20 protein-coding genes are annotated in these 24918 nt (G+C 68.3%); 8 read left to right on the top strand and 12 right to left on the bottom strand.

What is annotated here, in order from left to right; translation table 11 throughout:
* The coding region (locus MSZK_RS33145) for an adenylate/guanylate cyclase domain-containing protein (RefSeq protein ID WP_304528961.1) at positions 1–670 on the bottom strand (670 nt) is incomplete at its 3' end.
* Between the two features lie 37 nt (positions 671–707).
* Entirely contained in the window at positions 708–1208 is a 501-nt protein-coding gene (locus MSZK_RS20535) for a DNA-deoxyinosine glycosylase (protein WP_099250512.1), read from the bottom strand.
* Between the two features lie 26 nt (positions 1209–1234).
* On the opposite strand from MSZK_RS20535, the gene MSZK_RS20540 reads away from it, so the two are divergent.
* The 3 genes from MSZK_RS20540 to MSZK_RS20550 all read left to right on the top strand — a co-directional run bounded on the left by MSZK_RS20540 (position 1235) and on the right by MSZK_RS20550 (position 4542).
* The gene (locus MSZK_RS20540; protein ID WP_099250472.1) at positions 1235–2359 is read left to right on the top strand and encodes an adenylate/guanylate cyclase domain-containing protein; all 1125 of its coding nucleotides are present in this window, start codon (positions 1235–1237) and stop codon (positions 2357–2359) included.
* Positions 2360–2547: 188 nt separating this feature from the next.
* Complete coding sequence (locus MSZK_RS20545) at positions 2548–3117, top strand: hypothetical protein (protein ID WP_099250473.1); 570 nt, start codon at positions 2548–2550, stop codon at positions 3115–3117.
* A 138-nt stretch (positions 3118–3255) separates the two neighbouring features.
* Entirely contained in the window at positions 3256–4542 is a 1287-nt protein-coding gene (locus tag MSZK_RS20550) for a PE-PPE domain-containing protein (protein ID WP_099250474.1), read from the top strand.
* Here MSZK_RS20550 and MSZK_RS20555 read toward each other — a convergent pair.
* Positions 4539–6431 carry an ABC transporter ATP-binding protein gene (locus MSZK_RS20555; RefSeq protein WP_099250513.1) on the bottom strand — a complete coding sequence of 631 codons (1893 nt, stop codon included), beginning with the start codon at positions 6429–6431 and terminating at the stop codon, positions 4539–4541. The two genes, MSZK_RS20550 and MSZK_RS20555, sit on opposite strands and share 4 nt — an antisense overlap.
* An 11-nt stretch (positions 6432–6442) precedes the next feature.
* Entirely contained in the window at positions 6443–8191 is a 1749-nt protein-coding gene (locus MSZK_RS20560; RefSeq protein WP_199203417.1) for an ABC transporter ATP-binding protein, read from the bottom strand.
* A gap of 165 nt (positions 8192–8356) precedes the next feature.
* On the opposite strand from MSZK_RS20560, the gene MSZK_RS20565 reads away from it, so the two are divergent.
* Both MSZK_RS20565 and MSZK_RS20570 read left to right on the top strand, forming a co-directional pair.
* A complete protein-coding gene (locus MSZK_RS20565; RefSeq protein WP_233211420.1) occupies positions 8357–8926 on the top strand; it encodes a DUF3558 domain-containing protein in 570 nt (189 codons plus the stop codon).
* Positions 8923–9471 carry a DUF3558 domain-containing protein gene (locus MSZK_RS20570; RefSeq protein ID WP_099250476.1) on the top strand — a complete coding sequence of 183 codons (549 nt, stop codon included), beginning with the start codon at positions 8923–8925 and terminating at the stop codon, positions 9469–9471. The genes MSZK_RS20565 and MSZK_RS20570 overlap by 4 nt, the downstream gene beginning before the upstream one ends.
* 6 nt (positions 9472–9477) lie before the next feature.
* Here MSZK_RS20570 and MSZK_RS20575 read toward each other — a convergent pair whose 3' ends face one another.
* Complete coding sequence (locus MSZK_RS20575; RefSeq protein ID WP_099250477.1) at positions 9478–9984, bottom strand: histidine phosphatase family protein; 507 nt, start codon at positions 9982–9984, stop codon at positions 9478–9480.
* Positions 9985–10097: 113 nt separating this feature from the next.
* Between MSZK_RS20575 and MSZK_RS20580 the strand changes: the two genes are divergently transcribed.
* Both MSZK_RS20580 and MSZK_RS20585 read left to right on the top strand, forming a co-directional pair.
* Entirely contained in the window at positions 10098–11249 is a 1152-nt protein-coding gene (locus tag MSZK_RS20580; RefSeq protein ID WP_099250478.1) for an exonuclease SbcCD subunit D, read from the top strand.
* Positions 11246–13867 carry an ATP-binding protein gene (locus tag MSZK_RS20585; RefSeq protein ID WP_099250479.1) on the top strand — a complete coding sequence of 874 codons (2622 nt, stop codon included), beginning with the start codon at positions 11246–11248 and terminating at the stop codon, positions 13865–13867. The genes MSZK_RS20580 and MSZK_RS20585 overlap by 4 nt, the downstream gene beginning before the upstream one ends.
* A gap of 10 nt (positions 13868–13877) precedes the next feature.
* Here the strand turns inward: MSZK_RS20585 and MSZK_RS20590 are convergent, their stop codons facing one another.
* The 3 genes from MSZK_RS20590 to MSZK_RS20600 all read right to left on the bottom strand — a co-directional run bounded on the left by MSZK_RS20590 (position 13878) and on the right by MSZK_RS20600 (position 18065).
* Entirely contained in the window at positions 13878–15242 is a 1365-nt protein-coding gene (locus MSZK_RS20590) for a wax ester/triacylglycerol synthase domain-containing protein (protein ID WP_099250480.1), read from the bottom strand.
* 160 nt (positions 15243–15402) lie between these two features.
* On the bottom strand, positions 15403–16764 hold the full coding sequence (locus tag MSZK_RS20595) for an LLM class flavin-dependent oxidoreductase (protein ID WP_099250481.1): 1362 nt from the start codon (positions 16762–16764) through the stop codon (positions 15403–15405).
* 89 nt (positions 16765–16853) lie between these two features.
* The gene (locus MSZK_RS20600; protein WP_099250482.1) at positions 16854–18065 is read right to left on the bottom strand and encodes an acyl-CoA dehydrogenase family protein; all 1212 of its coding nucleotides are present in this window, start codon (positions 18063–18065) and stop codon (positions 16854–16856) included.
* A 129-nt stretch (positions 18066–18194) separates the two neighbouring features.
* Between MSZK_RS20600 and MSZK_RS20605 the strand changes: the two genes are divergently transcribed.
* Positions 18195–19442 (top strand): alpha/beta hydrolase, encoded by a 1248-nt coding sequence (locus tag MSZK_RS20605; protein ID WP_099250483.1) that lies wholly within the window; start codon positions 18195–18197, stop codon positions 19440–19442.
* On the opposite strand, the gene MSZK_RS20610 is transcribed toward MSZK_RS20605, so the two are convergent.
* Genes MSZK_RS20610 through MSZK_RS20625 form a run of 4 tightly spaced genes read right to left on the bottom strand, consistent with a single transcriptional unit; the run spans position 19432 to position 24872 of the window.
* Positions 19432–21078, bottom strand: a complete 1647-nt coding sequence (locus MSZK_RS20610) for an ABC transporter family substrate-binding protein (protein WP_371411371.1) — start codon at positions 21076–21078, stop codon at positions 19432–19434. The two genes, MSZK_RS20605 and MSZK_RS20610, sit on opposite strands and share 11 nt — an antisense overlap.
* A 49-nt stretch (positions 21079–21127) precedes the next feature.
* On the bottom strand, positions 21128–22969 hold the full coding sequence (locus tag MSZK_RS20615; RefSeq protein ID WP_099250485.1) for an ABC transporter ATP-binding protein: 1842 nt from the start codon (positions 22967–22969) through the stop codon (positions 21128–21130).
* Positions 22966–23898: an ABC transporter permease gene (locus tag MSZK_RS20620; RefSeq protein ID WP_099250486.1), complete on the bottom strand. Its 933-nt coding sequence runs from the start codon at positions 23896–23898 to the stop codon at positions 22966–22968. The genes MSZK_RS20615 and MSZK_RS20620 overlap by 4 nt, the downstream gene beginning before the upstream one ends.
* On the bottom strand, positions 23895–24872 hold the full coding sequence (locus MSZK_RS20625) for an ABC transporter permease (protein WP_099250515.1): 978 nt from the start codon (positions 24870–24872) through the stop codon (positions 23895–23897). Before MSZK_RS20625 ends, MSZK_RS20620 begins: the two co-directional genes overlap by 4 nt.
* Between the last annotated feature and the right edge of the window lie 46 nt (positions 24873–24918).

Consider the following 24918-nt stretch of genomic DNA (forward strand, 5'->3'; position numbering starts at 1 on the left):
GCCGGCCCGACGCCCCCAGTAGGCGTCGGGCGGTCATCGGCGCATGGGCGCCCTTGACGTGAACCAGTTCGGGATCGGCGAGATCGACGATGTCCGCCACCAGATTTGCGGTGGATTCGCTGACCATCACCCCGCCGGGCGGGGCGACCGACTCCATCCGCTGCGCGAGCCCCACCTGTTCACCGACCGCGGTGTAACTTGTTGGGCTCGACGTGATGTCACCGGTGATCACCTGGCCCGAGTTCAGGCCGACCCGCAGCTGAAACGGCAGCCCGTCGACCCGCTCGATCTCGGCGGCCAGCTCCCGCGCCTGCTTCTGCATGTCCAACGCCGCCAGGCAGGCGCGCAGCGCATGGTCTTCGAGGGCCGCGGGTGCACCGAAGACCGCCATGATGCCGTCGCCGGTGAATTTGTCGACGGTTCCGCCGTAGCGGGTCACCACCGCGGTGGCCCGCAGGACCAGGCCGGTCATGATCTCTCGCAGCCGCTCGGCCCCCAGCGCCGCGGCGATGTCCATGGACCGCACCACATCGGCGAACAGCACCGTGACCTGCTTGTACTCGGCAGGCAGATCGGCGTCGATCAGTGGTGCACCGCACGAGTCGCAGAATCGTGCGCCGGCGCGCGGGTGGGCGCCGCATGATCGGCACGTCGTCGATTCGACCCCCACTCAACGAGAATAGGCGGGTGCGCGCCGTGCCGACGGCTTATCGGACGCCGGAGGCCACCACTCGCCAGGCCGCCAGCTTGTCGGCATAGGCCATGGTGTGGGCCGGACTCGTCGACGGCAGCCGGTGCCCGCGCACGGGCAGGTCGAGGTTTAGCCTGGTGAAGTTTGCTTCGGCGGCTGCGCCGTTGAAGTACACCTCTTCGACGTGACGCTGGGCGGCGAAGAATGCGCCGAAGTCGTTGGCCACCATGCTGTCCGGTTCGATTGCGGAGTCCAGGCTGCCGACCCGTCTGCAGTGCTTGAGCACGTCCCAGACAGCGATGCCGTGCCGGTTGAGGACCGCGATCCGCTGGTCGTACGGCGCGTCGGGGGTGCCGCCGAACAGGTCGGCGATGATGCGCCAGAACGCATTTCGGGGGTTGCCGTAGTACTGCCCGCCGGCCAGCGACAGCGCGCTGGGCATGTTGCCGAGGATCAGCACCCGTGCAGTCGGCGAGCCGATCGGCGGCAGACCGTGCAGCAGCGGGGATCGTGGCATCGGCACCGACGGTATACGTTGGGTCGGTGACCGACGCCGTCGACCCGGAGACTGCTGGGCTGCTCGACGGGTTGACGGGCGACGCCCGCGCCCAGCGTGCCGAGCTGATCGTCTGGCTGCTCGAGCAGGGCATCACCGTCGAGGAGATCCGGGCTTCGTTCGCGCCGATGCTGCTGCCCGGACGCCGGATTTTCGGTGACGACGGCACCCGCCTGTCAGCCCGCCAGATCAGTGAGAGCACCGGTTTGGACATCGATCTGCTCACCCGCTTCCAACGTGCCAGCGGGCTGTCGACCGTCGACGACCCGGACGCGGCGGTGTTCCTGCGCCCCGACGCCGAGACGGCGGTGCACATCAAGCGTTTTCTCGATCTCGGTATCGACGCCGATCAGCTGCTCACGGTGGTCCGATTGCTGGCCGAAGGGCTTTCGCACGCGGCCGAGGCGATGCGCTACACCGCGGTGGCGACGACGATGCGACACCCGGGGACGACCGAACTCGAGATGGCCCGCGGTGCGAAGGAGCTGGTCGCCGCCGCGGCTCCGCTGCTCGGGCCGATGGTCCAGGACATGCTGGCGCTGCAGCTGCGGCACGCGATGGAGACCGAGGCGGTCAACGCCAACGAGCGGGCCGCCGGCGCTCCGCTGCCCGGTGCCCGTCTGGTGGCGGTGGCCTTCGCCGACCTCGTCGGGTTCACCAGGCTCGGCGAGATCGTTCCGCCCGAGGAGCTCGAGCAACTCGCCAACCGGCTGGGCGACGCCGCCCGCGACGTCGCGGTGCGACCGGTGCGGTTCGTCAAGACCATCGGGGACGCGGTGATGCTGGTGTCGACGAATGCGTCGGCGCTGCTCGATGCGATGTTGACCCTCGTGGAGGCCACCGAGGCGGACGAGGCGCTGCCGCAGCTGCGGGTGGGCGTTTCCTACGGGCCGGCGGTGAGCCGCGCCGGCGACTGGTTCGGCAGCCCGGTCAACCTGGCCAGCCGGGTCACCTCGGCAGCCCGCCCGGGTTCGGTGCTGGTGTCCGAGGCGGCTCGGGAGGCGATCGGTGACGACGATTCCTTCCGGTGGTCGTTTGCCCGGGCACGCCACCTCAAGGGCATCGAGGACGAGGTCAAGCTCTTTCGCGCCCGTCGCTCCGAAAACCCCTGAGCGGTCGGGGTTTCAGCGCTGATCGTGGCACCAGATGACGGTGTCGACGTCGCCGACCATGAGCTGGGGATCGTCCGAACACGGTCCGTGTCGCCGGACCTGAGGAGAACCGCCGCCACTTGCTGAACACCGTTCACCCTCAGCGAAGGACCGCTGACATACGGTGTAATGGTGTAATCATGTAATACATGAAACATCAGTACATGCATCGTCGGCCCGGTCGCCCCGGCGGGTGGCAGCAGGCCGACCAGCCCGACGCGTCCGATGCCGGCGAATGGTTCGCCGGCCGACTTCCCGACGGCTGGTTCGTCGGTGACCCCACGGTCATCGTCGACCGGGAAGAGATCACCGTCATCGGGCGGCTGCCGGAACCCACCGACACGCCGGCCAGCGAGGCGCGTGCGTCGGGCCGGGCGTCGCGGTTCCGGGAGGACACCCGGTCCGATCGGATTCGGATCGCTGAGGAAGCTCAAGACAAGTACGGCCGCAAGGTGTCCTGGGGAGTGGAGGTCGGTGACCCGGCGAATCCCGAGCGAATCCTGTTCACCCACATCGCCGTTCCGGTGATGACCAGACTCAAGCAACCCGAGCGGCAGGTGCTCGACACGTTGGTCGACGCCGGTGTCGCGCGGTCCCGGTCGGACGCGCTCGCCTGGAGCGTGCGTTTGGTCGGCGAACACGCCGAAGAGTGGTTGGCCAAGTTGCGTTCGGCGATGAGCGAGGTCGACAACCTGCGTGCCGAGGGGCCCGGTCTGTAGCCCGACCCGGAAATGCAGTAGCGCACTACTGCTTTGCGCCACTTCCACCCGAGCGATAGTTCTGCCTGAGAGCTGCTTCGGGGGGAGGGGCCGGCTGTGTTCAGTAGTCGACAGTGCGCGCGCAGAGGGTCGTCGGCAGTGTTCGCCGCCGTCGTTGCGGCCGTACTCGGTGTGATCGGGGTATCGGTGGCGCAGCCGGTGCGGGCGGCGACGGCGATCGTTCTCGGGACCACGTTCATCCCTGATTCGGCGCAGCCGAAATATGTCCGCGGCGCCATGGAATTCTTCGTCAAACCGACCACGTTGTGTGGCACGCAGCCGTGCACGGTCGCTCCGGTGCGGACTCCAGAACAGTTTTGGCCGCTGTCGGGCTGGCGGGACATGACGATCGATCAGTCGATTTCACGCGGTCTCGATATCGTCGACGATGCTCTGCTGCACCATCTTTCCGCCGACTCCGAGCCGGTCGTGGTCTTCGGTGATTCACAGAGCTCGACCATCCTGTCGCTGGAGAAGGACCGCCTGTCGGCATTGTCGGACGCCCAGAAGAAGCGGCTGGTCTTCGTGCTGGTGGCAAACCCGAACCGACCCAACGGCGGTCTGCTCGAGCGCATCGCACCGTTCACCATCCCGGTCATCGGTCTCTCCGGCAGTGGCGCCACCGCAACCGATGCCGGTATCAAGACGATCGACATCGCCTGCCAATACGATGGAATCGCCGACTTCCCGCGATATCCGCTGAATGTGTTCGCGATGCTGAACCTGGTTGCCGGTGCCGCGATTCACAGCAGCTACATCACCGGGCCGGTCGGATACACCGAGCAGGAACTCGACAGCGCCAATCAGTCACCGGCCAATCAGCAGATCTACGGCGACACCGTGTACATCACGATCCCGGCCAAGCACCTTCCGCTGGTGGTCCCGCTGCGGTCGTTCGGCAAATGGAGCGGTCTGTCGATGCTCACCACACCGCTGGCCGATCTGATCGAGCCGACGCTGCGGGTTCTCGTCGAACTCGGCTACGACCGCAGCGTGCCGTACGGCCGGCCGGCCAAGTTCGGGCTGTTCCCCGACATCGACCCGGCCACAGTCGCTTTCGATCTGGTCTCGGCCGTGCGCAGCGGCGTCGACGCCGCCCTCCGCGATATCGGGGTGGCCACGCCCGCGGCGGCGCCGCCGGTCGGGGCCGTCCCGGCGGTCAGCGCCCCAGCCAGGGCATCGGCCGTCCGGGTACCGGCGGGCATCCGCGCGACCGGGCGCTCGCCGCGTACGGTGCGCAAGGGCACGCCGACCGGGGCCCCGAAGGCCACAGACCCGACCGGGGCCCGGCCGTCGGGGGTCGGTTCCTCCGGTCGCCGACACGTGCGCTCCCACGGCGGCCGCCCAGTCCCGAGCCGGGCGGGCGCCGGCGGCGCGGACAGCTAGGCCTGGGTCATCGCGTAATAGCGCCCGCGGCGCGCGAGCAACTCCGCGTGGCTTCCTGTCTCGACGATCCGACCAGCCTCCATCACCAGGATGTTGTCGGCGTCGCGGATCGTCGAGAGGCGGTGGGCGATGATGAAACTGGTTCGTTCCCGGCGCAATTCGGTCATCGCGTGCTGGATTAGCAGTTCGGTCCTGGTGTCCACCGAACTGGTCGCCTCGTCGAGGATCAGCAGCTGGGGACGGGCCAGGAAGGCCCGGGCGATGGTGATCAACTGCTTCTCGCCGGCGCTGATGTTGCCGCCGTCGTCGCTGACTCTGGTCTGATAGCCGTCAGGCAGGGTGTGGACGAACCGGTCGACGTAGGCCGCCTGCGCCGCCTCGATCACTTCGTCCTCTGTCGCGTCCGGTTTGCCGTAGGCGATGTTCTCGGCGATGGTGCCGCCGAACAGCCAGGTGTCCTGGAGCACCATGCCGATCCGCGCGCGCAGCGACTCCCGGCTGACATCGGTGATGTCGATTCCGTCGAGCGTGATCCGCCCGGAGTCCACGTCGTAGAACCGCATCAACAGGTTGACCAAGGTGGTCTTGCCGGCGCCGGTCGGTCCGACGATGGCCACCGTGGCGCCCGGTTCGGCGACCAGCGACAGGTCTTCGATCACGGGCGTCCCGGGTAGGTAGCTGAACCAGACGTTCTGGAACTCGACCCGCCCGCGGGCATCGCCGGGAACGGCGTGTGGTGCGTCCGGAGATTCTTCGGGTTCGTCGAGGAAGTCGAAAACCCGTTCCGCGCTGGCCACCCCAGACTGCAGCGAGTTGTACATGCCGGCCACCTGGGTCAGCGGCTGGTTGAACTGGCGGACGTACTGGATGAAGGCCTGGATACTGCCGAGTGTGATCTGGCCGGTGGCGACCTGGTAGCCGCCGACCACCGCCACCGCGACATAGCTGAGGTTGCCGATGAACGTCGTCGCCGGGGACACCAGCCCGGAGAGGAACTGTGCGCCGAAACTGGCGTGATAGACGTCGTCGTTGAAGTCGCGGAACTTCTGCTGGGCGGCGGCGCGATGTCCGAACGTCTTGACCACGGTGAAGCCGCTGTAGGTCTCTTCGATGTGCGCGTTGAGCCGGCCGGTGTTGGTCCACTGCGCGACGAACATCCGCTGCGACCGTCGCGCGATCACCCGAGTCGCCCACAGCGACAACGGAACCGTCGCCACGGTGATCAACGCGAGTAGAGGTGAGATGCTCAGCATCATCGCCAGGACCGCCACCACGGTCAGCACCGACGTCAGCAGCTGACTGATCGTCAGCGACACCGACGACTGAATGTTGTCCACGTCGTTGGTGACCCGGCTCAACAGCTCGCCACGCTGGCGGGAGTCGAAGTAGGACAATGGCAGCCGGTGAACCTTGTCCTCGACTTCGGCGCGGAGCGCGGTGACGGTGCGTTGCACGATCACGTTGAGCAGCCGAGCTTGGCCCCAGACCAACAGTGCGGCAACGATGTACAGTCCCAGCGCGAGCAGCAGCGTGTGGCCCACCGCGGTGAAGTCGACACCGCGGCCGGGCACCACGTTCGTTCCCGACAGCAGGTCGGCGAAAGTGTTGTCGCCGCGGGCTCGGGCGGCGGCGACGGCCTGTTCCTTGGTGATGCCGGCTGGCAACTGCCTGCCGAGGATGCCGTTGAACAACAGATCGGTGGCGTGCCCGAGGATGCGGGGACCGATGACGCCCAAGGCGATTCCGGCGACCGACAACGCGATCACCGCCGCCGTCGGCCACCGTTGCGGCGTGAGTCGGCGGAGCAACCGGAGCGCGGATCCGGTGAAGTCGCGCGAGCGGGCCTGCCGGGGGTCCTGGGCCAGCGTGCGCATCCCGCCGCCGCGCATCGCCGGACCGGTCACGGCGTGCCCCCGACCCCGACGGATTGGGAATCGGCGAACTCGCGATAGGTGTCGCATTCGGCCAGCAGCTCGTCGTGGGTGCCTGCGCCGACCACCCGGCCACCGTCGATCACCACGATGTTGTCGGCCTGCATCACCGTCGAAATGCGTTGGGAAACAATGATCACGGTCGCGTCTGCGGAGACCTCTGCAAGTGCGGCGCGCACCCGCGCATCGGTGTGGACGTCCAGTGCCGAGAACGCGTCGTCGAACAGGTAGATGGCCGGGTGCCGGACCACCGCCCGGGCGATCGCCAGCCGCTGGCGCTGGCCGCCGGAGAAGTTGATGCCGCCCTGGGCCACCCGCATGTTCAGCCCGTCGCGGTGGGCCCGCACGAAGTCGTCGGCGGCGGCCACCTGCAGCGCCGACCAGATGTCGTCGTCGCTGACGAGCTGTCCCGGCGCCGCACCCATCCGCACGTTCTCGGCGACGGTGCCGGAGAACAGATAGCCCCGCTGCGGGACCAGGCCCAGCGTCGACCACAGGGTTTCGGGGTCGTAGTCGCGGACGTCGACGCCATCGACCCGAACCGCGCCGTCGGTGACGTCATAGAGCCGGCAGATCAGCGCGATCAGCGTCGACTTGCCGGAACCGGTGCTGCCGACGATCGCGGTCGTCGTCCCGGGCTCGGCGGTGAACGACACGCCCTCCAGGACCGGGCGCTGGGCCCCTGGGTAGCAGAACGTCGCGGCGTCCAGAGCGACGACACCGCGCGCGGGGCCGTCGGGACGCTGCGGCGCCGCCGGAGGGCCGATCGCGGTCTGGGTGCCCAGCACCTCGGTGATCCGCTCGGCGCACACCGCCGCGCGGGGCAGCATCACCAGGATGAGGGTGGCCATCAACACCGCCATCAGGATCTGCATGAAATAGGACAGGAACGCGATCAGCGAGCCGACCTGCATGTGCCCGGTGTCGATCCGCAGGCCGCCGAACCAGATCAGCGCGACGCTGGAGATGTTGATCGTCAGCGTGGTGACCGGCAGCATCAGCGCCTGCCAGCGTCCGGCGGCCAGCGCGGTGTCGGAGACCGCCCGGTTGGCGACCGCGAACCGGTTGCGCTCGAAGGACTCGCGGGCGAAGGCCCGGATCACCCGGATACCGGAGAGCTGTTCGCGCATCACCCGGTTGATGCCGTCGATGAGGCGTTGCATCCCGCGGAAGATGGGCAGCATCCGCGTCACGATCCAGTAGTTGGAACCGGCCAGCACCGGAACGCTGACCAGTAGCAGCCAGGCCAGCCCGGCGTCCTGGTGGATCGCCATGATGATGCCGCCGACGCACATGATGGGCGCGGTCACCAGCACGGTGGTGGTCATCTGGATCAGCACCTGGATCTGCTGGACGTCGTTGGTGGTCCGGGTCAGCAGCGACGGCGCACCGAAGCGCGCCGTCTCGCGTTCGGAGAACGTGGTGACGTGGTGGAACATCGCCGAGCGCAGGTCGCGGCCGAACCCCATGCCGGTGCGCGAACCGAAATAGACCGCGCCGACCGCACACACCACCTGCAGTCCGGTCACGGCCAGCATGACCAGGCCCAATTCGGCGATCAGGCCGGTGTCGCCCTTGGCCACACCGTCGTCGATGATCGCGGCATTGACGGTGGGCAGATATAAGGACGCCAGTGTGCTGATGGTCTGCAGCGCCATCACCGCCGCGACCAGCCACCGGTACGGCCGGACATACTGTCGCAGCAGTCCCAGGAGCATGTCGCTACTGTCGCATACCGACGCGCCGCCATCGGTCTCCACGGGCCGCGCCCTGTCGGCCGCCATCCCGGGAATGTGTGGCAAAGCGGCAGGTCAACCGGCATGTCGGTGGTTGCGGCAAGGGGTGGCCGCTACAGTGCATGCTGTGACACGCAGCAGGTGCGCATGACAGCGACGCGCAAACTCACGGTGGCCGCGGGGGCCGTGGCCATCGCCGTGGCGATTCCGGCGCTGGGCGCATGCTCCTCGGACTCGGGGAGCGGCCCGGGTCAGCCGGCACCCACTGCGGCCCCGGCGCCGCAGGCCGGCAACGCCAAGCACGGCCCGATGTTCCCCGAGTGCGGGGGCATCACCGACCAGACGATGGCCGAGCAGACCCGGGTCACCGGGTTGGTGAACACGGCGAAGAACTCGGTGGGCTGCCAATGGCTGGCCGGCGGCGGCATCCTGGGGCCGCACTTCTCCTTCACTTGGTACCGGGGCAGCCCGATCGGGCGTGAACGCAAGACCGAGGAGCTGTCGCGGACCAGCGTCGAAGACATCAACATCGAGGGCCACAGCGGATTCATCGCGGTCGGCACCGATCCGACTCTGGGGGACAACCTGTGCGAGGTCGGCATCCAGTTCGACGACGACTTCATCGAGTGGTCGGTCAGCTTCGCCGAGAAGCCCTTTCCGCCGGCCTGCGACGTGGCCAAGGAACTGACCCGGCAATCGATCGTGAACGCCAAATGAGCCCCCGCCGCTCGGCTGCCGCGGTGCTCGCGGTGCTCTCCGCGCTGGCCGTGGTCAGCGGTTGTGCGCGCACGGTCGACGGAACTGCGGCGAAGTCGGGCTCGGGCACCGTCCCGCGCAATGACAACTCCGCGCAGCAGTACCCGAACCTGCTCAAAGAGTGCGACGTCCTGACCACCGACATCCTGGCCAAGACCGTGGGCGCCGATCCGCTCGACATCCAGAGCACGTTCGTCGGCGCGGTCTGCCGCTGGCAGGCCGCCAACCCGGCCGGTCTGGTCGACATCACCCGGTTCTGGTACGAGCAGGGCAGCCTCGACAACGAGCGGGCGGTCGGCCAGTTCCTGAAGTACCAGATCGAGAACCGCTCGATCGCCGGTGTGCCGTCGATCGTGATGCGGACATCCGACCCCAACGGCGGCTGCGGGGTGGCCTCTGATGCGGGCGGCGTCGTCGGATGGTGGGTCAACCCGCAGGCGCCGGGTATCGACGCGTGCGGGCAGGCGATCAAGCTGATGGAGCTGACGCTCGCCACGAACTCCTAGGCCGGCTCAGCGCGGTACGTGGAACGAGGTCAGTTCGGCGCTGCCCAATTGCAGGCCGGGCCAACCGCCGGGCACGCCCAGCACGGCCATGGCCGACGTCGGGAACTTCATCGAGATGCGCTCGGCGGCTGCGCGGTCGGACCGGTTCGGTTCGGCCAGGCCGAGCGCCACGTGGCTCACCGTGGGTTCGTGACCGACCACCAGCAGCGTCGCGATCTCGTCGGCGACCTGGTTGATCTCGTCGATCATCGTTCCCGCGGTGGCGCCGTAGAGCCGCTCGGAGTAGGTCACCGGCGCGTCGATCCCGGTGCGGTCGAGGGTCTGCCGCGTCCTGGTCGCCGAGGAGCACAGCACCAGGTCGATCGCCGGGAGGTTGGCCCGCAGCCAGTCGCCGGCCAGACCGGCCTCCCGGATACCGCGGGCCGCCAGCGGCCGGTCGTGGTCGGCCACCCCGCCGGGGTAGTCCGACTTGGCGTGGCGCATCAGTATCAGGGTCCGTTTGGCGGCAGTCACGCACTAAAGGCTAGAACGTTCGCGCACATGCCGGTCGAGGTCCGCGGACTTGTCGGCGCCGCGCCATACACTCGCCGCAACACTGTCCGAGGAGACGGGAAGGAGGCCCCGGGATGCGATTTCTGCACACCGCCGATTGGCAGCTCGGCATGACCCGACACTTCCTGGAAGGTGAAGCCCAGCCGCGCTACTCGGCGGCCCGCCGCGACGCGGTGGCCGGTCTCGGGGCGCTGGCCGCCCAGACCTCGGCGGAGTTCGTCGTCGTGGCCGGCGACGTCTTCGAGCACAATCAGCTCGCCCCGAAGGTGATCAGTCAGTCCTTGGAAGCTATGCGAGCCATCGGCGTTCCGGTGTATCTGCTGCCCGGCAACCATGATCCGTTGGACGCCTCGTCGGTGTACACCAGCGCGCTGTTCGCGGCGGAGTGCCCGGACAATGTGATCGTCCTGGACCGCGAGGGGGTGTGGGAGGTGCGTCCGGGCGTGCAGCTGGTCGTCGCCCCCTGGCGGACCAAGGCGCCGACGGTCGACCTGACGGCGGCGGTGCTGGCCGACCTGCCCGCCGACGGGACCATCCGCATCCTGGTGGCCCATGGCGGGGTGGACGTGCTCGATCCGGATCCGGGCAAGCCCTCGCTGATCGCGATGGCCAATCTGACCGATGCCGTAGGCCGCGGTGCGGTGCACTATGTCGCGTTGGGGGACAAGCACTCTCGCACCTGCGTCGGCGACAGTGGACGGGTCTGGTACTCGGGTTCGCCCGAGGTGACCAATTTCGACGACGTCGAGGCCGACCCGGGTCATGTGCTGGTGGTCGACATCGACGAGGCGCAGCCCGCCCATCCGGTGACCGTCGAGGCGCAGCACGTCGGCCGGTGGCGGTTCGTCACGCTGCACCGCCAGGTCGACGACAGCCGCGACATCGCCGATCTGGACCTCAACCTCGACCTGTTGCCGGACAAGGAGCGCACGGTCGTGCGGCTGGGACTGACCGGCTCGCTCACCGTCACCGACCGCGCCGCGCTGGACGCCTGCCTGGACAAGTACGCGCGGCTGTTCGCCTGGCTGGGGACCTGGGAGCGGCACACCAGCATCGCGGTGATGCCTGCCGACGGGGAATTCGACGATCTCGGGATCGGCGGGTTCGCGGCAGCTGCGGTCGAGGAACTGGTCAGCACCGCCCGTAGCGGTGACGGTGATGCGGCCCAAGACGCCCAGGGTGCGCTGGGGCTGCTGCTGCGGCTGGCCGGCGGGAGTGCGGCGTGAAACTGCACCGGCTTGTCTTGACCAACTACCGCGGAATCGCACACCGCGACATCGAATTTCCCGAGCACGGCGTGGTGGTCGTCTGCGGCGCCAACGAGATCGGCAAGACCTCGATGATCGAGGCGCTCGACCTGCTGCTCGAGTCCAAGGACCGGTCGACCAAAAAGGAAGTCAAGCAGGTCAAACCGACCCACGCCGACGTCGGTTCGGAGGTGACCGCCGAGATCAGCACGGGCCCATACCGTTTCGTGTACCGCAAGCGGTTCCACAAGAAGTGTGAGACCGAGCTGACAGTTCTGGCGCCGCGCCGCGAACAGCTGACCGGCGACGAGGCTCACGACCGCGTGCTGGCGATGCTGTCCGAGACGGTGGACACCGGCCTGTGGCATGCGCAGCGGGTGTTGCAGACCAGCTCGACCGCGGCGGTGGATCTGTCCGGCTGCGATGCGCTCTCGCGTGCGCTGGACCTGGCTGCCGGTGACGATGCGGCGCTGTCGGGCAGCGAACCGCTCCTGATCGAGCGCATCGACACCGAGTACGGCCGGTATTTCACCGCGACCGGCAGGCCGACGGGCGAGTGGGCGGCGGCGCTCGCCCAGCTGCGCAGTGCCGAGGAGGAGGTGGCGCGGTGCGCCGCCGCGGTCGCTGAAGTGGACCAGCGGGTGCACCGGCATGCCGAACTGGCGGAACGGCTTTCCGGCCTGGCCGATCGACGGCGGGACGTCGCGGGTCGGGTGGCCGCCGCGCAGGCGGCGGCCGACGCACTGGCTGAGCTCGCCGCCGAGCTGCGGCAGGCCGAGCTCGTCGCCGCCGCGGCGCAGGGCACCTGCGCCGCGTCGAGCGCCGCGCAGGCCGAACGGCTCCGGCTGCGCGACGAGGTGGCCGCGCGCACCGCGGCGCTCGGCGAGGTCCAAGCACAGCTTCGTGACGCGCTGGAGGCCGAGTCCACCGCCGCTGAGGTCGCCGAACTGGCCGCTGCGGCAGCGGCGGAGTCGGCCGCGGCGGTGGCCGCCGCCGACGCTGCGGCCGATGAGGCGCGCCGGGTGGTCGATGCCCTGGCCAGTAGCGCGGAAGCCCAGCGGCTGACGGCCCGGCTCGAGCGGATCGAGACCGCCGAGCGGGAGCTGCGCGAGCTGACCCGTCAGCTTGCCGAGATCGCGCTGACCGCGGAGGTGATGGCCGACATCGAATCGGCTGCGGCCCTGGTCGAGCGGATCGAAGCGCAACTCGCGCTGACCGCGACCACGGTGGAGTTCACCGCGGTCGCCGACCTCGAGCTGACGGTGGGGGAGCACACCGTCGGCTTGTCTGCCGGGCAGCGCTGGGCGCCGGCGAGTTCGTCGTCGACCACGGTCGAACTGCCGGGGCTGCTGAGGGTGCGCATCGATCCCGGCGCGACCACGTCCAGTGCGCGCGCCAAACTCGATGCCGCGCAACGCGTTTTGGCCGAAGCGCTGCAACAGGGCGGCGCCGCCGACCTCGAAGGTGCGCGGACGGTCGAGCGGCGCCGCCGCGAACTCACCGCCGACCGCGATCAGGTGGCGGCGACGCTGGCCGGGCTGTGCGACGGCGACGGGGTCAGCGAGATGCGCGGTCGGCTGGCTGCGCTGCGCGCGGCGATCACCCCCGAACTGCTCACCGGCGGCATCGACAACGCTGCGGCGCGCGCGGCGTTCGTCGCCGCCATCGCGGCCCGGGAGAACGCCCGCGCCCAGGCCGATCTGCACGAGCGCGCGGCGGCCGAGGCCAGCGCCCTGCTCACGCAGAAGCACACGGCGACAACAGTTTTGCGGGCGAAGCTGGCCGACGCCACCGGTGAGCTCGACACCGCCACACAGCGTCTGGCCACGCTGCGCGCGGACGTCGGTGACCAGGAGATCGCCGCCCGCTCGGTGGCCGACGCCGAGGCGCAGCAGCAGGCCGACCTCGCGGTCGCCGCGCTGGCACAGCGGTACGCGGCCGCGGATCCCGCTGCCGTACACGCGGAGCTGGCTTCGGCGAAGGATGCCGCCGCGAACCTGGAGCGCGAGCACGCCGCGGTGGGGCAGGCGCTCAACGACATCACCGTCGAACTGGGGGTGATGGGCACCGAGGGGCGCAAGGGCAGCCTGGACCTCGCCCAGATCGCCCGTGAGCACGCCATGGCCGAGCATGCGCGGGTGTCGCGGCGGGCGCGGGCCGCGCAGTTGTTGCGCTCGGTCATGGCCCGGCACCGGGACACCACCCGGCAGCGCTACGTCGCGCCGTTCCGTGCCGAGATCGAACGACTCGGCCGGCCGGTGTTCGGGCCGACATTCGAAGTCGAGGTCGACAGCGACCTGCGCATCTGCAACCGCACGGTGGACGGCCGCACCGTGCCCTACGAATCGCTGTCGGGCGGCGCGAAGGAACAACTCGGCATCCTGGCCCGGCTGGCTGGAGCCGCGCTGGTGGCCAAGGAGGACTCGGTGCCGGTGGTCATCGATGACGCCCTGGGTTTCACCGATCCCGAGCGGCTGACGAAGATGGGTGCGGTGTTCGACACCGTCGGAGACCACGGCCAGGTGATTGTGCTGACCTGTACTCCGACCCGCTACTTAGGAGTGCAGGACGCCCACGTCATCGAGCTGACCGCCTGAGCGGGCAGTACTAGTCCGCCAGCGCCAGGACTTCGTCGAAACCCGCTGCCAGGCAGTCGTAGAACTCCTCGAAGTCCGGGATCGCGCCGGTGTCGACATCGATCCCGAGCGAGCAGGTGTCCACGTAGGTCAACAGCGTGACGTTGACTGCCGAGCCGATGGTCGGGCCGAACGCGTACTGACCGCGCACCCGGGCGCCGCCGAGATACACCTGCACCGGAACGCCCGGCACATCGCTGCACAGGAAGTCGACGTGACGCAGGATCGACCCGATGTACCAGCGCGGCATCATGTTGAGGGCGCCCGCGATCAACTGCGTGTAGGGCAACGACTTCTCGTGGCGCACCCGGCCGGTACGTTCGTGGATGCCGCTGATGCGCGCGGCCGGATCGGCCACCCCGACCGGGACGTCGAAGCGCATCAGGGTGATCCGATTGCCGCCCATGTCGTCACCGTCGCTGCGCAGGCTGATCGGCATCGTCAAGTGCAGATCGCCGACGCCGACGCCGTGCTTGTCGTGGTAGCGGCGCAGGCCGCCCGCCACCCCCGCGACGAACGCATCGTTGAGCGCCCCGCCGCTGCGATGCGCGGCCTCACGGAGCCGCGGCATCGGGACGTCGAGTACCCCGAGCCGACGAATCAGGGTGCGGTTCTTCATCAACGGCGAGCCCGTGGTGTTGACCGGACGAACGGTCCGGTACACCGAGGCGGCCAGCTCGCCTGCCGACTCCGCGGTCTGCAGTGGTTGTCGAATCGTGTTGAGCAGCAACCGCGGCGCGATCTTCACAGATTCGGCCACCACCTTGCCGACCAGGCCTGCGTTGTAGCGCAGCGCGTCGCGATAACCCGCCAGCGGCTCGGCGGCAGGCGCCACCGGCTCGTCCGGGACGGCGCCCATCGCACGCGGATCCTCGGTGAGGTCGAACAGCGTCATCGCGATCTGGACCCCGCCGACCCCGTCGGTCAGAGCGTGGTGGAACTTGCACAGCACCGCCGCGCCGCCGTCGTCGAGTCCGTCGATGAGCGTGGCCTCCCACAGCGGGCGGGCTCGGTCGAAATCGGCCATTGCCGCCAGCCGGGCCATCTCGAGCACACCGTCGAGATTGCCCGGCTCGGGCGCGGAAACCCGGCGCATATGGTAGTCCAGATCGAAATCCGGGGCGTACTCCCAGCGCGGCGGCGCGGGTGGCGGTGAGTTCACCACCCGCTGGCGGAACATCGGCAGCTCCCGGCTGACCAGATCGAATCGTGCCCGCACCAGGTCCCAGTCGGGCGACCGGTCGAGAAGGATGACTGTCACCACGGTGGATCGCAGCCGTGGATCGGCCTCCATCGACCAGGTGAAGGCGTCTGTGTTGCGCATGAATTCGGTCATGATGCTCCGTCACCAAACGTACGACGGAGACCTCATCGACAGAATATCCCGCGGCTGGTTGAGGACTTTCTCCCCTAACACTGGGGCCTTTCTCTGCGATTTCGGCGCGCACACGTTCGCTGAGCGACGGTTTGCGCGCCGAAATCACAGAGGCTCAGGTTCAGGCGGACAGCGGCACGGAGTGGGCACCGACCTTCGAGTCGGCGACGTCGCCCAGTCCGAGGTGGTCACGCAGCGTCGTTCCGGTGTATTCGGTGCGGAACAGGCCACGCCGCTGCAACTCCGGCACCACCGCGTCGACGAAGTCGTTGAAGGTCCCCGGTGTCGTCGCCGACGACACCATGAACCCGTCGGCCTCGCCGGCGCGGAACGATTCCTCGATCTGGTCGGCCACTTGCGCGGCGGTACCGACGAACTGGGGGAGCAGCACACCCTGCGCATACCATGCGCCGACATCTCGCAAAGTCAGGCTGTCCCGGTTGGCTACCCGGCGTACGGCGTCGAAAAGCCCTTGGGTGCCGCTGACTTGGACGTCCTCGACCGGAGCGTCCAGGTCGTAACCGGAGAAGTCGTGGTCGGTGTGCACGCTCAACGTGATCAGTCCGGAGATCGGATCCGCGAGCTCGTTGTGGTAGGCCTGCTTTTCGCGAGCGATGGATTCGGTCTCGCCGATGAACGGGATGAATGCCGGGAAGATCAGGACCTTGTCCGGGTCGCGGCCGAAGTTCACGGCCCGCGACTTGATGTCGTCGTAATATGCGCGCCGGCCCTCAGCAGTGGGGTCGATCTCGAAGATCGCCTCCGCCCAGCGGGCGGCGAAGTCCTTCCCGGTGTTCGACGAGCCGGCTTGAATCAGCACCGGTCGGCTCTGCGGGGAGTGCGGCACGTTCAGCGGGCCTCGGGACCGGAAGTATTGGCCGTGGTGGTTGACGTGCCTTATGCGGCTGGGATCGGCGAACACTCCCGATTCCTTGTCGAGCACCAAGGCGTCGGGCTGCCAGCTCGACCACAGTTCCACCGCGGTGCGGACGAACTCGTCTGCGCGTTCGTAGCGGAACTCGTGCCCGAGATGGTCGTCGTGGCCGAAGTTCTGCGCCTCGCCCTGGGTCAGCGAGGTGACGATGTTCCAGGCCACCCGGCCGCGGGTGAGGTGATCGAGGCTGGCGAAGATGCGAGCCAACTCGTAGGGGTGGAAATACGTGGCCGACTTGGTGATCGCCAACCCCAGTCGAGAGGTAACGGCGGCGATGCTGGCGGCCACGATGGACGGATCCAGGGTGGCGGTCGCCTGGGTTCCGCGCCGCAGTGGCTCGGCGATACCGTCGCCGAAGCGGACCGGCGCGGCGAGCAGGTCGGCGAAGAACAAGAAGTCGAACTTGCCCCGCTCCAGGATCCGTCCGATGCGGTGGTAGTACTCCGGCGTGAGGAACCCGGTGTCGGTGGCCGGGTGGCGCCAGGCGGCGTGGGAGTGGGTCACCTGGGAGGCGATCTGGAATCCGCCCAGGTGCAGTTGTCGGGTCATGGTGGCTCCATCAGGGATGTCGAGATCGACGAAATGGCTGGTTTTACTCGCACTTTCGCGGCGAAATGTCGGTTTGGGCGAGAGGGCGCTCAGAAGTAGGCGTTGGCCGGGATCGGTGTGCCGTGCAACAGGTTCTGGCCGATGACGCGCGCCTTGTACGCCACCGGATTGTGCAGGGTGATGGTGCGGACATTGCGCCAATGCCGGTCGAGATTGCGCTGACGGCTGGCGGCGCTGGCCCCGCCGAGCTCGAGCAGCCGGCTGGCCGCCGCGGGCGCGACATCGTCGAGGTGGACCTTCACCTTGGCTACTTTGAGCTGGGCCTCGACGGCCAGATCGGCGTCGGGCACCCCGTCACGCAGCGAGTCGGTTGCCGCCTCGACCGCCGACGCCGCGTCGAGCACCGCGGCCCGGGCGATGGCGGCGGTGCTGGCCAGCTCGCCGAGCTGGCGCTGATACAGCGGGTCGTCGGCCGGGCTCTCGGCCAGGGCGTGGCTGAAGCTGCGGGTCCGCGAGCGCAGCAGCTCGACACCGTCGTCGACGATCGTCTGCAGCACGCCGGCGACGATGGCGTGGATGTAGAGCTGCAGCGAGGCGTACTGCACGGTCGGCACCGGCTCGGCGTCGTAGGGGGTGTCGCTCAACACCTCGTCGGGTGCCACGTCGACGCTGGTGAAGATCGTGGTGCCGGTGCCGGTCCGGCGCTGGCCGAAGCCGTCCCAGTCGTCGATCAGCCGCACGCCGTCCCGGTCGGCGGGCACGATCACGGTGGCCACCGAGTCGTGGTCGGTGGTGGCGGTGACGGTCAGGTAGTCGGCGAACAGCGTTCCGGTGCTGTAGTACTTCTCGCCGGAGAGCCGGTAGCCTCCGGGAACGGGCAGCAACCGGGTGTTGAACACCAGGCTACCGACGGCGTTCGAGCCCTTCTCGCTGAACGCGTTGCCCACGATCGCGCCATGGGCGACCTTGGCCAGCCACTGGCGCGACCGCGGCTCGGTGAGGGCGCGTAGGCGCTCTTCGACGAACCAGAAGTGGGTGCGGAAGATATGCGCCACAATGGGATCGGCTGCCGCGACGTCGATCACTGTCGAAAATAGCTGGCGGATAGTGAAATTGGCGCCACCAAGCTCTGTGGGAAGACGCAGGGTGCCGAAACCCGCCCGCTTGAGCGTATCGACCTGGTCAAAGGGATTCTCGTCGTTGAGATCTCGGTCCTTGGCGCCGGACCTGATCTGGGCGAGCAGCTCGGCGAATTCTGGTGTGCCGGGCACGATGGCCTGGAGTGGCTCTGCAGTGGTCATCTTCCCGTTGTACCGACGGCCGCCGCGGCGGACACTGCTTTGGCTCACCCCGAACCTAAGCGCGCTGACGGGGCGCATTCCATTCCCGCCGCGGGCGAGGCAGAATCGACCCATGGTGGGCCCGCGGCGATGACGTTGAACGAGAAGCGGCGCCGCGCCCACGACAAACTCGCCGCCCTGCCCGGGGTACGCCCGGTGCGTCGCCCGGTCACTCCGGAGGGCCCCGACGAGTTCGACCTGTACTACGTGCGCACGGGCCGTAAGACCAGGCACCCGCTGGTCATCATCCCGGGCGGCCCGGGAGCCGCCTCGATCGCGCTCTACCGGGGCCTTCGCCGGCGTGCCGCCGCCGAGGGGCTCGACGTGATCATGATCGAGCACCGCGGGGTCGGGATGTCCCGGCACGACGACGCCGGAGCCGACCTGCCGCCGGCGGCACTGACGATCGAGCAGGTCGTCGACGACGTCGCCGCGGTGCTCGACGACGCCCAGGTCGACAGCGCGATCATCTACGGCACCTCCTACGGCACCTACATCGCCGCCGGGGTCGGCGTGCGTCACCCGAAGCGGGTGGCGGCGATGATCCTGGACTCCCCGCTACTGGCCGGTGACGACATCGAGGTGGTGCGGCACAACCTGCGTAGCGTGCTGTGGCACGGACAGCGCGACACCACCGAAGTCGCCGACAAGGTGCGCAAGCTCGTCGACGAAGGGGTGATGACGCCGGCGGCCGCGCAGCTCGCCGCAACCGTTTACGGGTTCGGCGGGGCGCGGCTGCTCGACCGCCAACTGGACCTGCTGCTGGAGGGCCGCAACCTGGTGTGGACGGCGATGGGGCGGGTCGGTGAGCTGATGGTGGGACGAAAGGCGCCGTACCGCAACGAGACCGATCTGGTCGGGCGCATCGGCTTCCGCGAACTCAACTATGCGGCCGACCCGGACGGGCTGCCGCTCGACCCGGCGGTCGCGATGCGTGACCTCGCGGTCGGCGAGGCACCCCGGTTCGAGGCCGAACCGTTCGACCTGGTCGCCGAGATGCCCAAGTTCAGCTGGCCGACGGTGGTGATCTCCGGTGGACGTGACCTCATCACCCCGCCCGCGGTGGCCGAACGAGTTGCCGGTCTCATCGACGGATCGGTGCTGGTGAACCTACCGACCACCGGTCACAGCGTGCTCGACACCAAGGAGCGGGCGGCGTTGCGGATCGCCGAGGCGACCGTCAGCGGCCGCATCGACACGTTGCCGGCCCAGGCGGCTGCGCTGGACGCGTTACCGAGCCGGCCCGCCGTGCGGCTGATGGTCTCGGCTCTGTCGGTGGCGGCCCGCGTCGAGGCCGCACTACCGGTGGCGCTGCAGGCCAAGCCGGCTACTTCATGAATCCGATTGCGGTGTAGTTCAAGTCGCCCAGGCCGGCCGGCCCGTAGTTGGCCAGGTTGCTGCGCACCGCTACGTTGCCTGCGGACTGGAACAGCGGCAGGCTGAACACCTCGCCGAAGATCAGCTTGTCCAGTTCGTTGGCCAGGTCGCGGGCCTTGTCCGGATCGAGTTCGCTGAACACCTGCTCGACCTTGGCGTCGATCTCGGGGCTGCTGATCTTGCCGAAGTTGCTCTCGGCGCCGGTGGTGTAGATCTGGTTCAGGCAGCACAACGCGAAAGCGTCACCCACCCACGAGAACTGCGCGATATCGAAATCACCGGGGATGATGTGGTTGGTGAAGAAGCCATTACCGGGCTTGGCGTCGATCTCCAGCTTCACTCCGATCTGGGCCAGGCTGTTCTGTGCGACGAGGGCCACCTGCCGGGTGGTCTGCGCGTCGTAGAGGACGTCGCGAATGACCAGCTGTTTGCCGTCCTTCTCCCGGAACTGCCCGTTGAGTTTCCAGCCCAGGGCGTCCAGTTCCTGCTTGGCCTTCTCGGGGTCGTAGGCCACCACCTGGCTGTTGTCCTGATAGCCCTTCTGCCCGGCCACGTAGATGTGATTGTTCAGCGGTACGGGCTTGTCGACCAGACCGCGTTGGGTCACGTCGGCGATCGCCTGCCGGTCGATGCCCTTGGCGACCGCGAGCCGCAGCGCCTTGTCCGACAGGATCGCTCCGGGAGCGCCGTTGATGGTGAAGTGATACCAGCTCAGACCCGGTGCCCGCCTGATCGAGACACCCGCAGTGCGCCGGGCGATGGTCAGCTCGTCCAGCGACCCCAGCCCGGTGGCGTCGATCGTGTTGTTTTGCAGCGCAGGGAGTCTCGCCGCGTCGTCGAGCACCAGGAAGGTGAACGAGTCCAGCAGCGGCGGCGTGCCCCACCATTTCGGATTACGGGTCAGCACGATGCGCTGGGCGGTTCGGTCCACCGCCGAGACCACGAACGGGCCCGCCGACGGCCCCGGACCGCTGCGCTGTCCCGTGTTGAACACCTCCGGGTCGCTGGTCATGCTCTTGGGCAGCAGCATCGTGTTGCCGGCGAACATCCCGCGCCAATCGGCGTAATGCTTGGCGAACGTCACCACGGCCTGACGGTCGTCGACGCCCTTGGTCACCGAGGCGACCCGGTCGGCACCGTTGGGCGAGGCGATTGCGAAGCGCTTGTCCTTTCCGCTGGTGGCGTTGATCTGGGCGGCGATGTCCTCCCAGGTGATCGGGGCGCCGTCGGACCAGACCGCCTTGGGGTTGATGGTGTAGGTGACGACCTGCGGGTCGGTGCCGGTCAGCTCGACAGCGGTGAAGTAATCGGGGTTGACCTTCATCGACCCGTCGGCGGCGATGATGAAGGCACGGGGCATGGTGGGCCGCAATATCGCGGCGGTGTCGGCCTCGTTGCCGTCGATGTTGAGGGTGTTCCAGTTCGACGGAAACGAGGACAGCGCCAGCCGCAGGTTGCCGCCGTTGCGCAGGGTGGCCGGGTCCTGCGGGTTGATGTCGCTGCTCGATCCGACTTCGGCGTTGCCGCCGGCCGAGGGCACCTCCCGCTTACTGCTCGAACAGCCGGCCACCACCAGACTCGTCACGACTGCCAGCACTGCCACTCGGCCGGCGTGCCGGCGGATCCATCTCCTCACGCCACTGATGCTAACGGCGAGTGGGATCCGGTTGCGGAATAGCGGCCAGCAACTTCTCGGTGTACTCGTGTTGCGGGTGGGCGAAGATGTCGTCGGCGTCGCCGTACTCGACCATCGCGCCCCGGTACATCACCACCACCCGGTGCGCGAGGTGCTTGACCACCGACAGGTCGTGCGAGACGAACAGATAGGACAGCTCGAATTCGCGCTGGAGGTCCAGGAGCAGGTTGATGATGCCGGCCTGGATGGAGACGTCGAGCGCCGATACCGGTTCGTCGAGGGCCAGGATCTTCGGCTGCAGCGCCAATGCGCGGGCGATGCCGATCCGCTGCTTCTGGCCGCCGGAGAACTCGCCGGCGAACCGGCTGGCGTCGGCGCGGCGCAGACCCACGATCTCCAACAGCTCGGCGACCCGCGCATCGATACTCGATTTGGCGAAACCGTTGGCGCCCAATGGTTCGGCGAGCAATTCGAAGACCGGTAGCCGGGGATCGAGCGAGGCCACCGGATCCTGGAACACCACCTGCAGGTCACGGCGCAGCTCGCGACGGCGGGCGGCGGTGAGGGTGGCGACGTCATTGCCGAGCACTTCGATCGAGCCGGACTGCGGCGCCGCGAGTTCCAGGATCTCGTGCAGGGTGGTCGACTTGCCGGAGCCGGACTCGCCGACGATCCCCAGCGTCTGACCCCGCAGCAGGTCGAAGCTCAGACCGTCGACCGCACGGACCTCGCCGATCTGGCGGCGGAACACCACCCCTTTGGTCAACCGGTAGGTCCGGACCAGGTCGCGCACCCGGATCACCACCTCGGACTGGGCGGGGACCTCGGCAGTCGCCGGCCGGGTCGACACGCCGTAGATCTCCGCGGCCGTTCGCCCGGTCACCTGGTCGGTCCGGATACAGGCCGCCGCATGGCCGTCGGACACCGGCAGCAGCGCGGGCTCGGCGGCGCGGCAGTCGTCGACGGCCAGGGGGCAGCGCGGCGCGAACGGACAGCCCGGCGGGAGGTCGACCAGCGTCGGGGGTGCGCCGGGAATCGGCACCAGCCGGGTGCCCTGCGGCGAGTCCAGCCGGGGGACCGAGCCCAACAGTCCTGCGGTATAGGGCATCCGGCGATCGCGGTACAGGTCGGCGACCGCCGCGACCTCGACCGCGCGCCCGGCGTACATCACCAGGGCGCGGTCGGCGAACTCGGCCACCACGCCAAGGTCGTGGGTGATGATCAGCACCCCGGCGTCGGTGACGTCGCGTGCGGTCTTGAGCACCTCGAGAATCTGCGCCTGGACGGTGACGTCGAGCGCGGTCGTCGGCTCGTCGCAGATCAGCAGGTCCGGGTCGTTGGCGATCGCGATCGCGATCACCACCCGCTGACGTTCGCCGCCGGACAGTTCGTGCGGGAACGCCCGCGCCCGCTGCGCGGGCTGGGCGATGCCGACGAGTTCGAGCAACTCGACGGCCCTGGCGCGGGCCGCCTGCTTGCCGATCGTCCGGTTGTGCACGGTGATGGCCTCGGCGATCTGATCGCCGACGGTGTAGACGGGTGTGAGCGCCGACATCGGATCCTGGAAGACCGTTCCGATGCGCAGTCCGCGGATCTTCGACATCTCGGCATCGGAGCGGCCGAGCAGTTCCTGGCCGGCCAGTCGCACCGAGCCCGACACGGCGGCGTACTCGGGCAGCAGGCCGATCACCGCCATCGCCGCGGCCGATTTGCCCGACCCGGATTCGCCCACCATCGCCACCACCTCGCGTGGCCGGACCTGATAGGTCAGGCCGCGCACCGCGGTCAGCTCGCCGGCGCCGGTCGGGAAGCTGACGGCGAGGTCGGTGACCTCCAGCAGGGGCTCGCTCATGACGTGGTGTTCTTCCGGCGGCTCCGGCGCAAGGTGGCGCTACCGGGGTCGAGGGCGTCGCGAAGACCGTCACCGGTGAGGTTGGCGCACACCAGGATCAACACCAGCACTCCGGCGGGGAACAGGAACACCCACGGGAACGTCGTTGCCGACTTGGTGCCGTCGGCGATCAGGGTGCCCAGCGAGACGTCGGGGGGCTGGATACCGAAACCCAGGAAGCTCAAACCGGTTTCGGCCAGGATCGCGACGGCGACGTTCAACGCGGCGTCGATGATGAGGATCGATGCGACGTTCGGGATGATGTGGCGGATGATGATGCGGCGGTTTGGCACACCCATGTACCGGGCCGCCCGCACGAATTCCCGCTCGCGCAGGCTCATCGTCAGGCCGCGCACCATGCGGGAACTCACCATCCAGCTGAAGCCGGCGAGTAGCACGATCAGCAGCGCGACGTTGGCCGAATTCTTGGTCAGCGGTGTGAGGATCGCGATCAGGATGAAGCTGGGCACCACGAGCAGCAGGTCTACCAACCACATCAGGGTGCGGTCGCGCCAGCCACCGAAGTAGCCGGCGATCGAACCGACGGTGGCCGCGATCCCGGTCGAGATCACCGCCACGCACACGCCGATCAGCATCGATTTCTGCATCCCGCGCAGGATCTGGGCCAGCAGGTCCTGGCCCAATGCGTTGGTACCGAACCAGTGGTCGGCGCTCGGCGGGTCCTGCAAGGCATAGAAGTCGAGATCGGTGTAGGACCAGGGCAGCAGCGGCGGCAGCGCATAACACCCGATGAACAGGACGACCAGGACGATCAACGACACCATCGCCGCCCGGTTGCGGGCGAACCGGCGCAACACCAAGGTGCGCCGGGAGGCGAACTCCTCGGGCTTGACGCCACTTTGGGCCGCGGTGGTGGTGGCTTCGGTCACGTCACCCTCACTCGGGGGTCGAGGATCGCGTAGATGACGTCTGACAACAGCCCGGCCAGCAACACCACCGCGCCGGAGAACACGGTGATGGCCGCAACGATGTTGGTGTCCTGGGTGGCGATGCCCTGGACCACCCACTCGCCCATGCCGTGCCAGCCGAAGATCTTCTCCACGAACACCGCTCCGGTGACCAGTCCCGCGACGCCGTAGGCGAACAGCGTGGCCATCGGGATGAGGGCGGTGCGCAGGCCGTGCTTGAACAGCGCCTGGCGCCTGGTGAGTCCCTTGGCGCGGGCGGTGCGGATGAAATCCTGCCCGAGGACGTCGAGCATCGCATTGCGTTGGTAGCGGCTGTAACCGGCGATCGAGCCGAGCGCCAGGGTGACGGTCGGCAGGATCAGGTGCTGCAACCGGTCGATGAACTGATTCCAGGGACCGCCGATGGCGTCCGGTGAGGTCTCCCCGGTGTATTCGAAAATCTGCAGCCCGAGAATCGAATTGGCTTTCAGCGCGGCCAGGATCATCAGGTTGGCGATGACGAACGTGGGCGTGCTGATCACCAAGAGCGACAGCAGCGTGATCACCCGGTCGGACAGCTGGTATTGGCGAATCGCCCCCCAGGCGCCGACCACCACGCCGATCACGGTGCCCAGCACGGAGCCGATCACCAGCAGCCGCAAGCTGACCCCGATCCGGCGCCAGAGTTCGTCCGACACGGGCTGACCGGTGACCGTCGTGCCGAAATCGCCGCGAACCGCACCCGCGACCCAATGGCCGTACCGCAGCGGTATCGGCTTGTCGAGATCGAGTTCGGCCGCCTTGGCGTCGATCACCGCCTGCGGGGGCCGCGGATTGCGTTGCAGCAGGCTGTTCAACGGCGTGAACGTCAGCGAGGTCAGCGTGAAGGTCAAAAACGACGCCAGCGCCAACAGCACCAGGTAGTTGAGCAGCCGGCGCGCCAGAAATCGCGTCATCGGCCGCTGTCCGCCGCAGGGTGCATGCAGCACAGGGTAGGAGATG

Origin of the sequence: Mycobacterium sp. shizuoka-1 (assembly GCF_002723835.1) — a bacterium.
Lineage (GTDB): Bacteria > Actinomycetota > Actinomycetes > Mycobacteriales > Mycobacteriaceae > Mycobacterium.

What these genes read in the sequence shown, in the direction of transcription:
- MSZK_RS20595 (WP_099250481.1), bottom strand. Translation starts at nt 16,764, where the DNA reads ATGACCCGACAACTGCACCTGGGCGGATTCCAGATCGCCTCCCAGGTG.
- MSZK_RS20570 (WP_099250476.1), top strand. Translation starts at nt 8,923, where the DNA reads ATGAGCCCCCGCCGCTCGGCTGCCGCGGTGCTCGCGGTGCTCTCCGCG.
- MSZK_RS20590 (WP_099250480.1), bottom strand. Translation starts at nt 15,242, where the DNA reads ATGACCGAATTCATGCGCAACACAGACGCCTTCACCTGGTCGATGGAG.
- MSZK_RS20535 (WP_099250512.1), bottom strand. Translation starts at nt 1,208, where the DNA reads ATGCCACGATCCCCGCTGCTGCACGGTCTGCCGCCGATCGGCTCGCCG.
- MSZK_RS20565 (WP_233211420.1), top strand. Translation starts at nt 8,357, where the DNA reads ATGACAGCGACGCGCAAACTCACGGTGGCCGCGGGGGCCGTGGCCATC.
- MSZK_RS20545 (WP_099250473.1), top strand. Translation starts at nt 2,548, where the DNA reads ATGAAACATCAGTACATGCATCGTCGGCCCGGTCGCCCCGGCGGGTGG.
- MSZK_RS20560 (WP_199203417.1), bottom strand. Translation starts at nt 8,191, where the DNA reads ATGCTCCTGGGACTGCTGCGACAGTATGTCCGGCCGTACCGGTGGCTG.
- MSZK_RS20605 (WP_099250483.1), top strand. Translation starts at nt 18,195, where the DNA reads ATGACGTTGAACGAGAAGCGGCGCCGCGCCCACGACAAACTCGCCGCC.
- MSZK_RS20615 (WP_099250485.1), bottom strand. Translation starts at nt 22,969, where the DNA reads ATGAGCGAGCCCCTGCTGGAGGTCACCGACCTCGCCGTCAGCTTCCCG.
- MSZK_RS20600 (WP_099250482.1), bottom strand. Translation starts at nt 18,065, where the DNA reads ATGACCACTGCAGAGCCACTCCAGGCCATCGTGCCCGGCACACCAGAA.
- MSZK_RS20580 (WP_099250478.1), top strand. Translation starts at nt 10,098, where the DNA reads ATGCGATTTCTGCACACCGCCGATTGGCAGCTCGGCATGACCCGACAC.
- MSZK_RS20625 (WP_099250515.1), bottom strand. Translation starts at nt 24,872, where the DNA reads ATGACGCGATTTCTGGCGCGCCGGCTGCTCAACTACCTGGTGCTGTTG.
- MSZK_RS20555 (WP_099250513.1), bottom strand. Translation starts at nt 6,431, where the DNA reads ATGCGCGGCGGCGGGATGCGCACGCTGGCCCAGGACCCCCGGCAGGCC.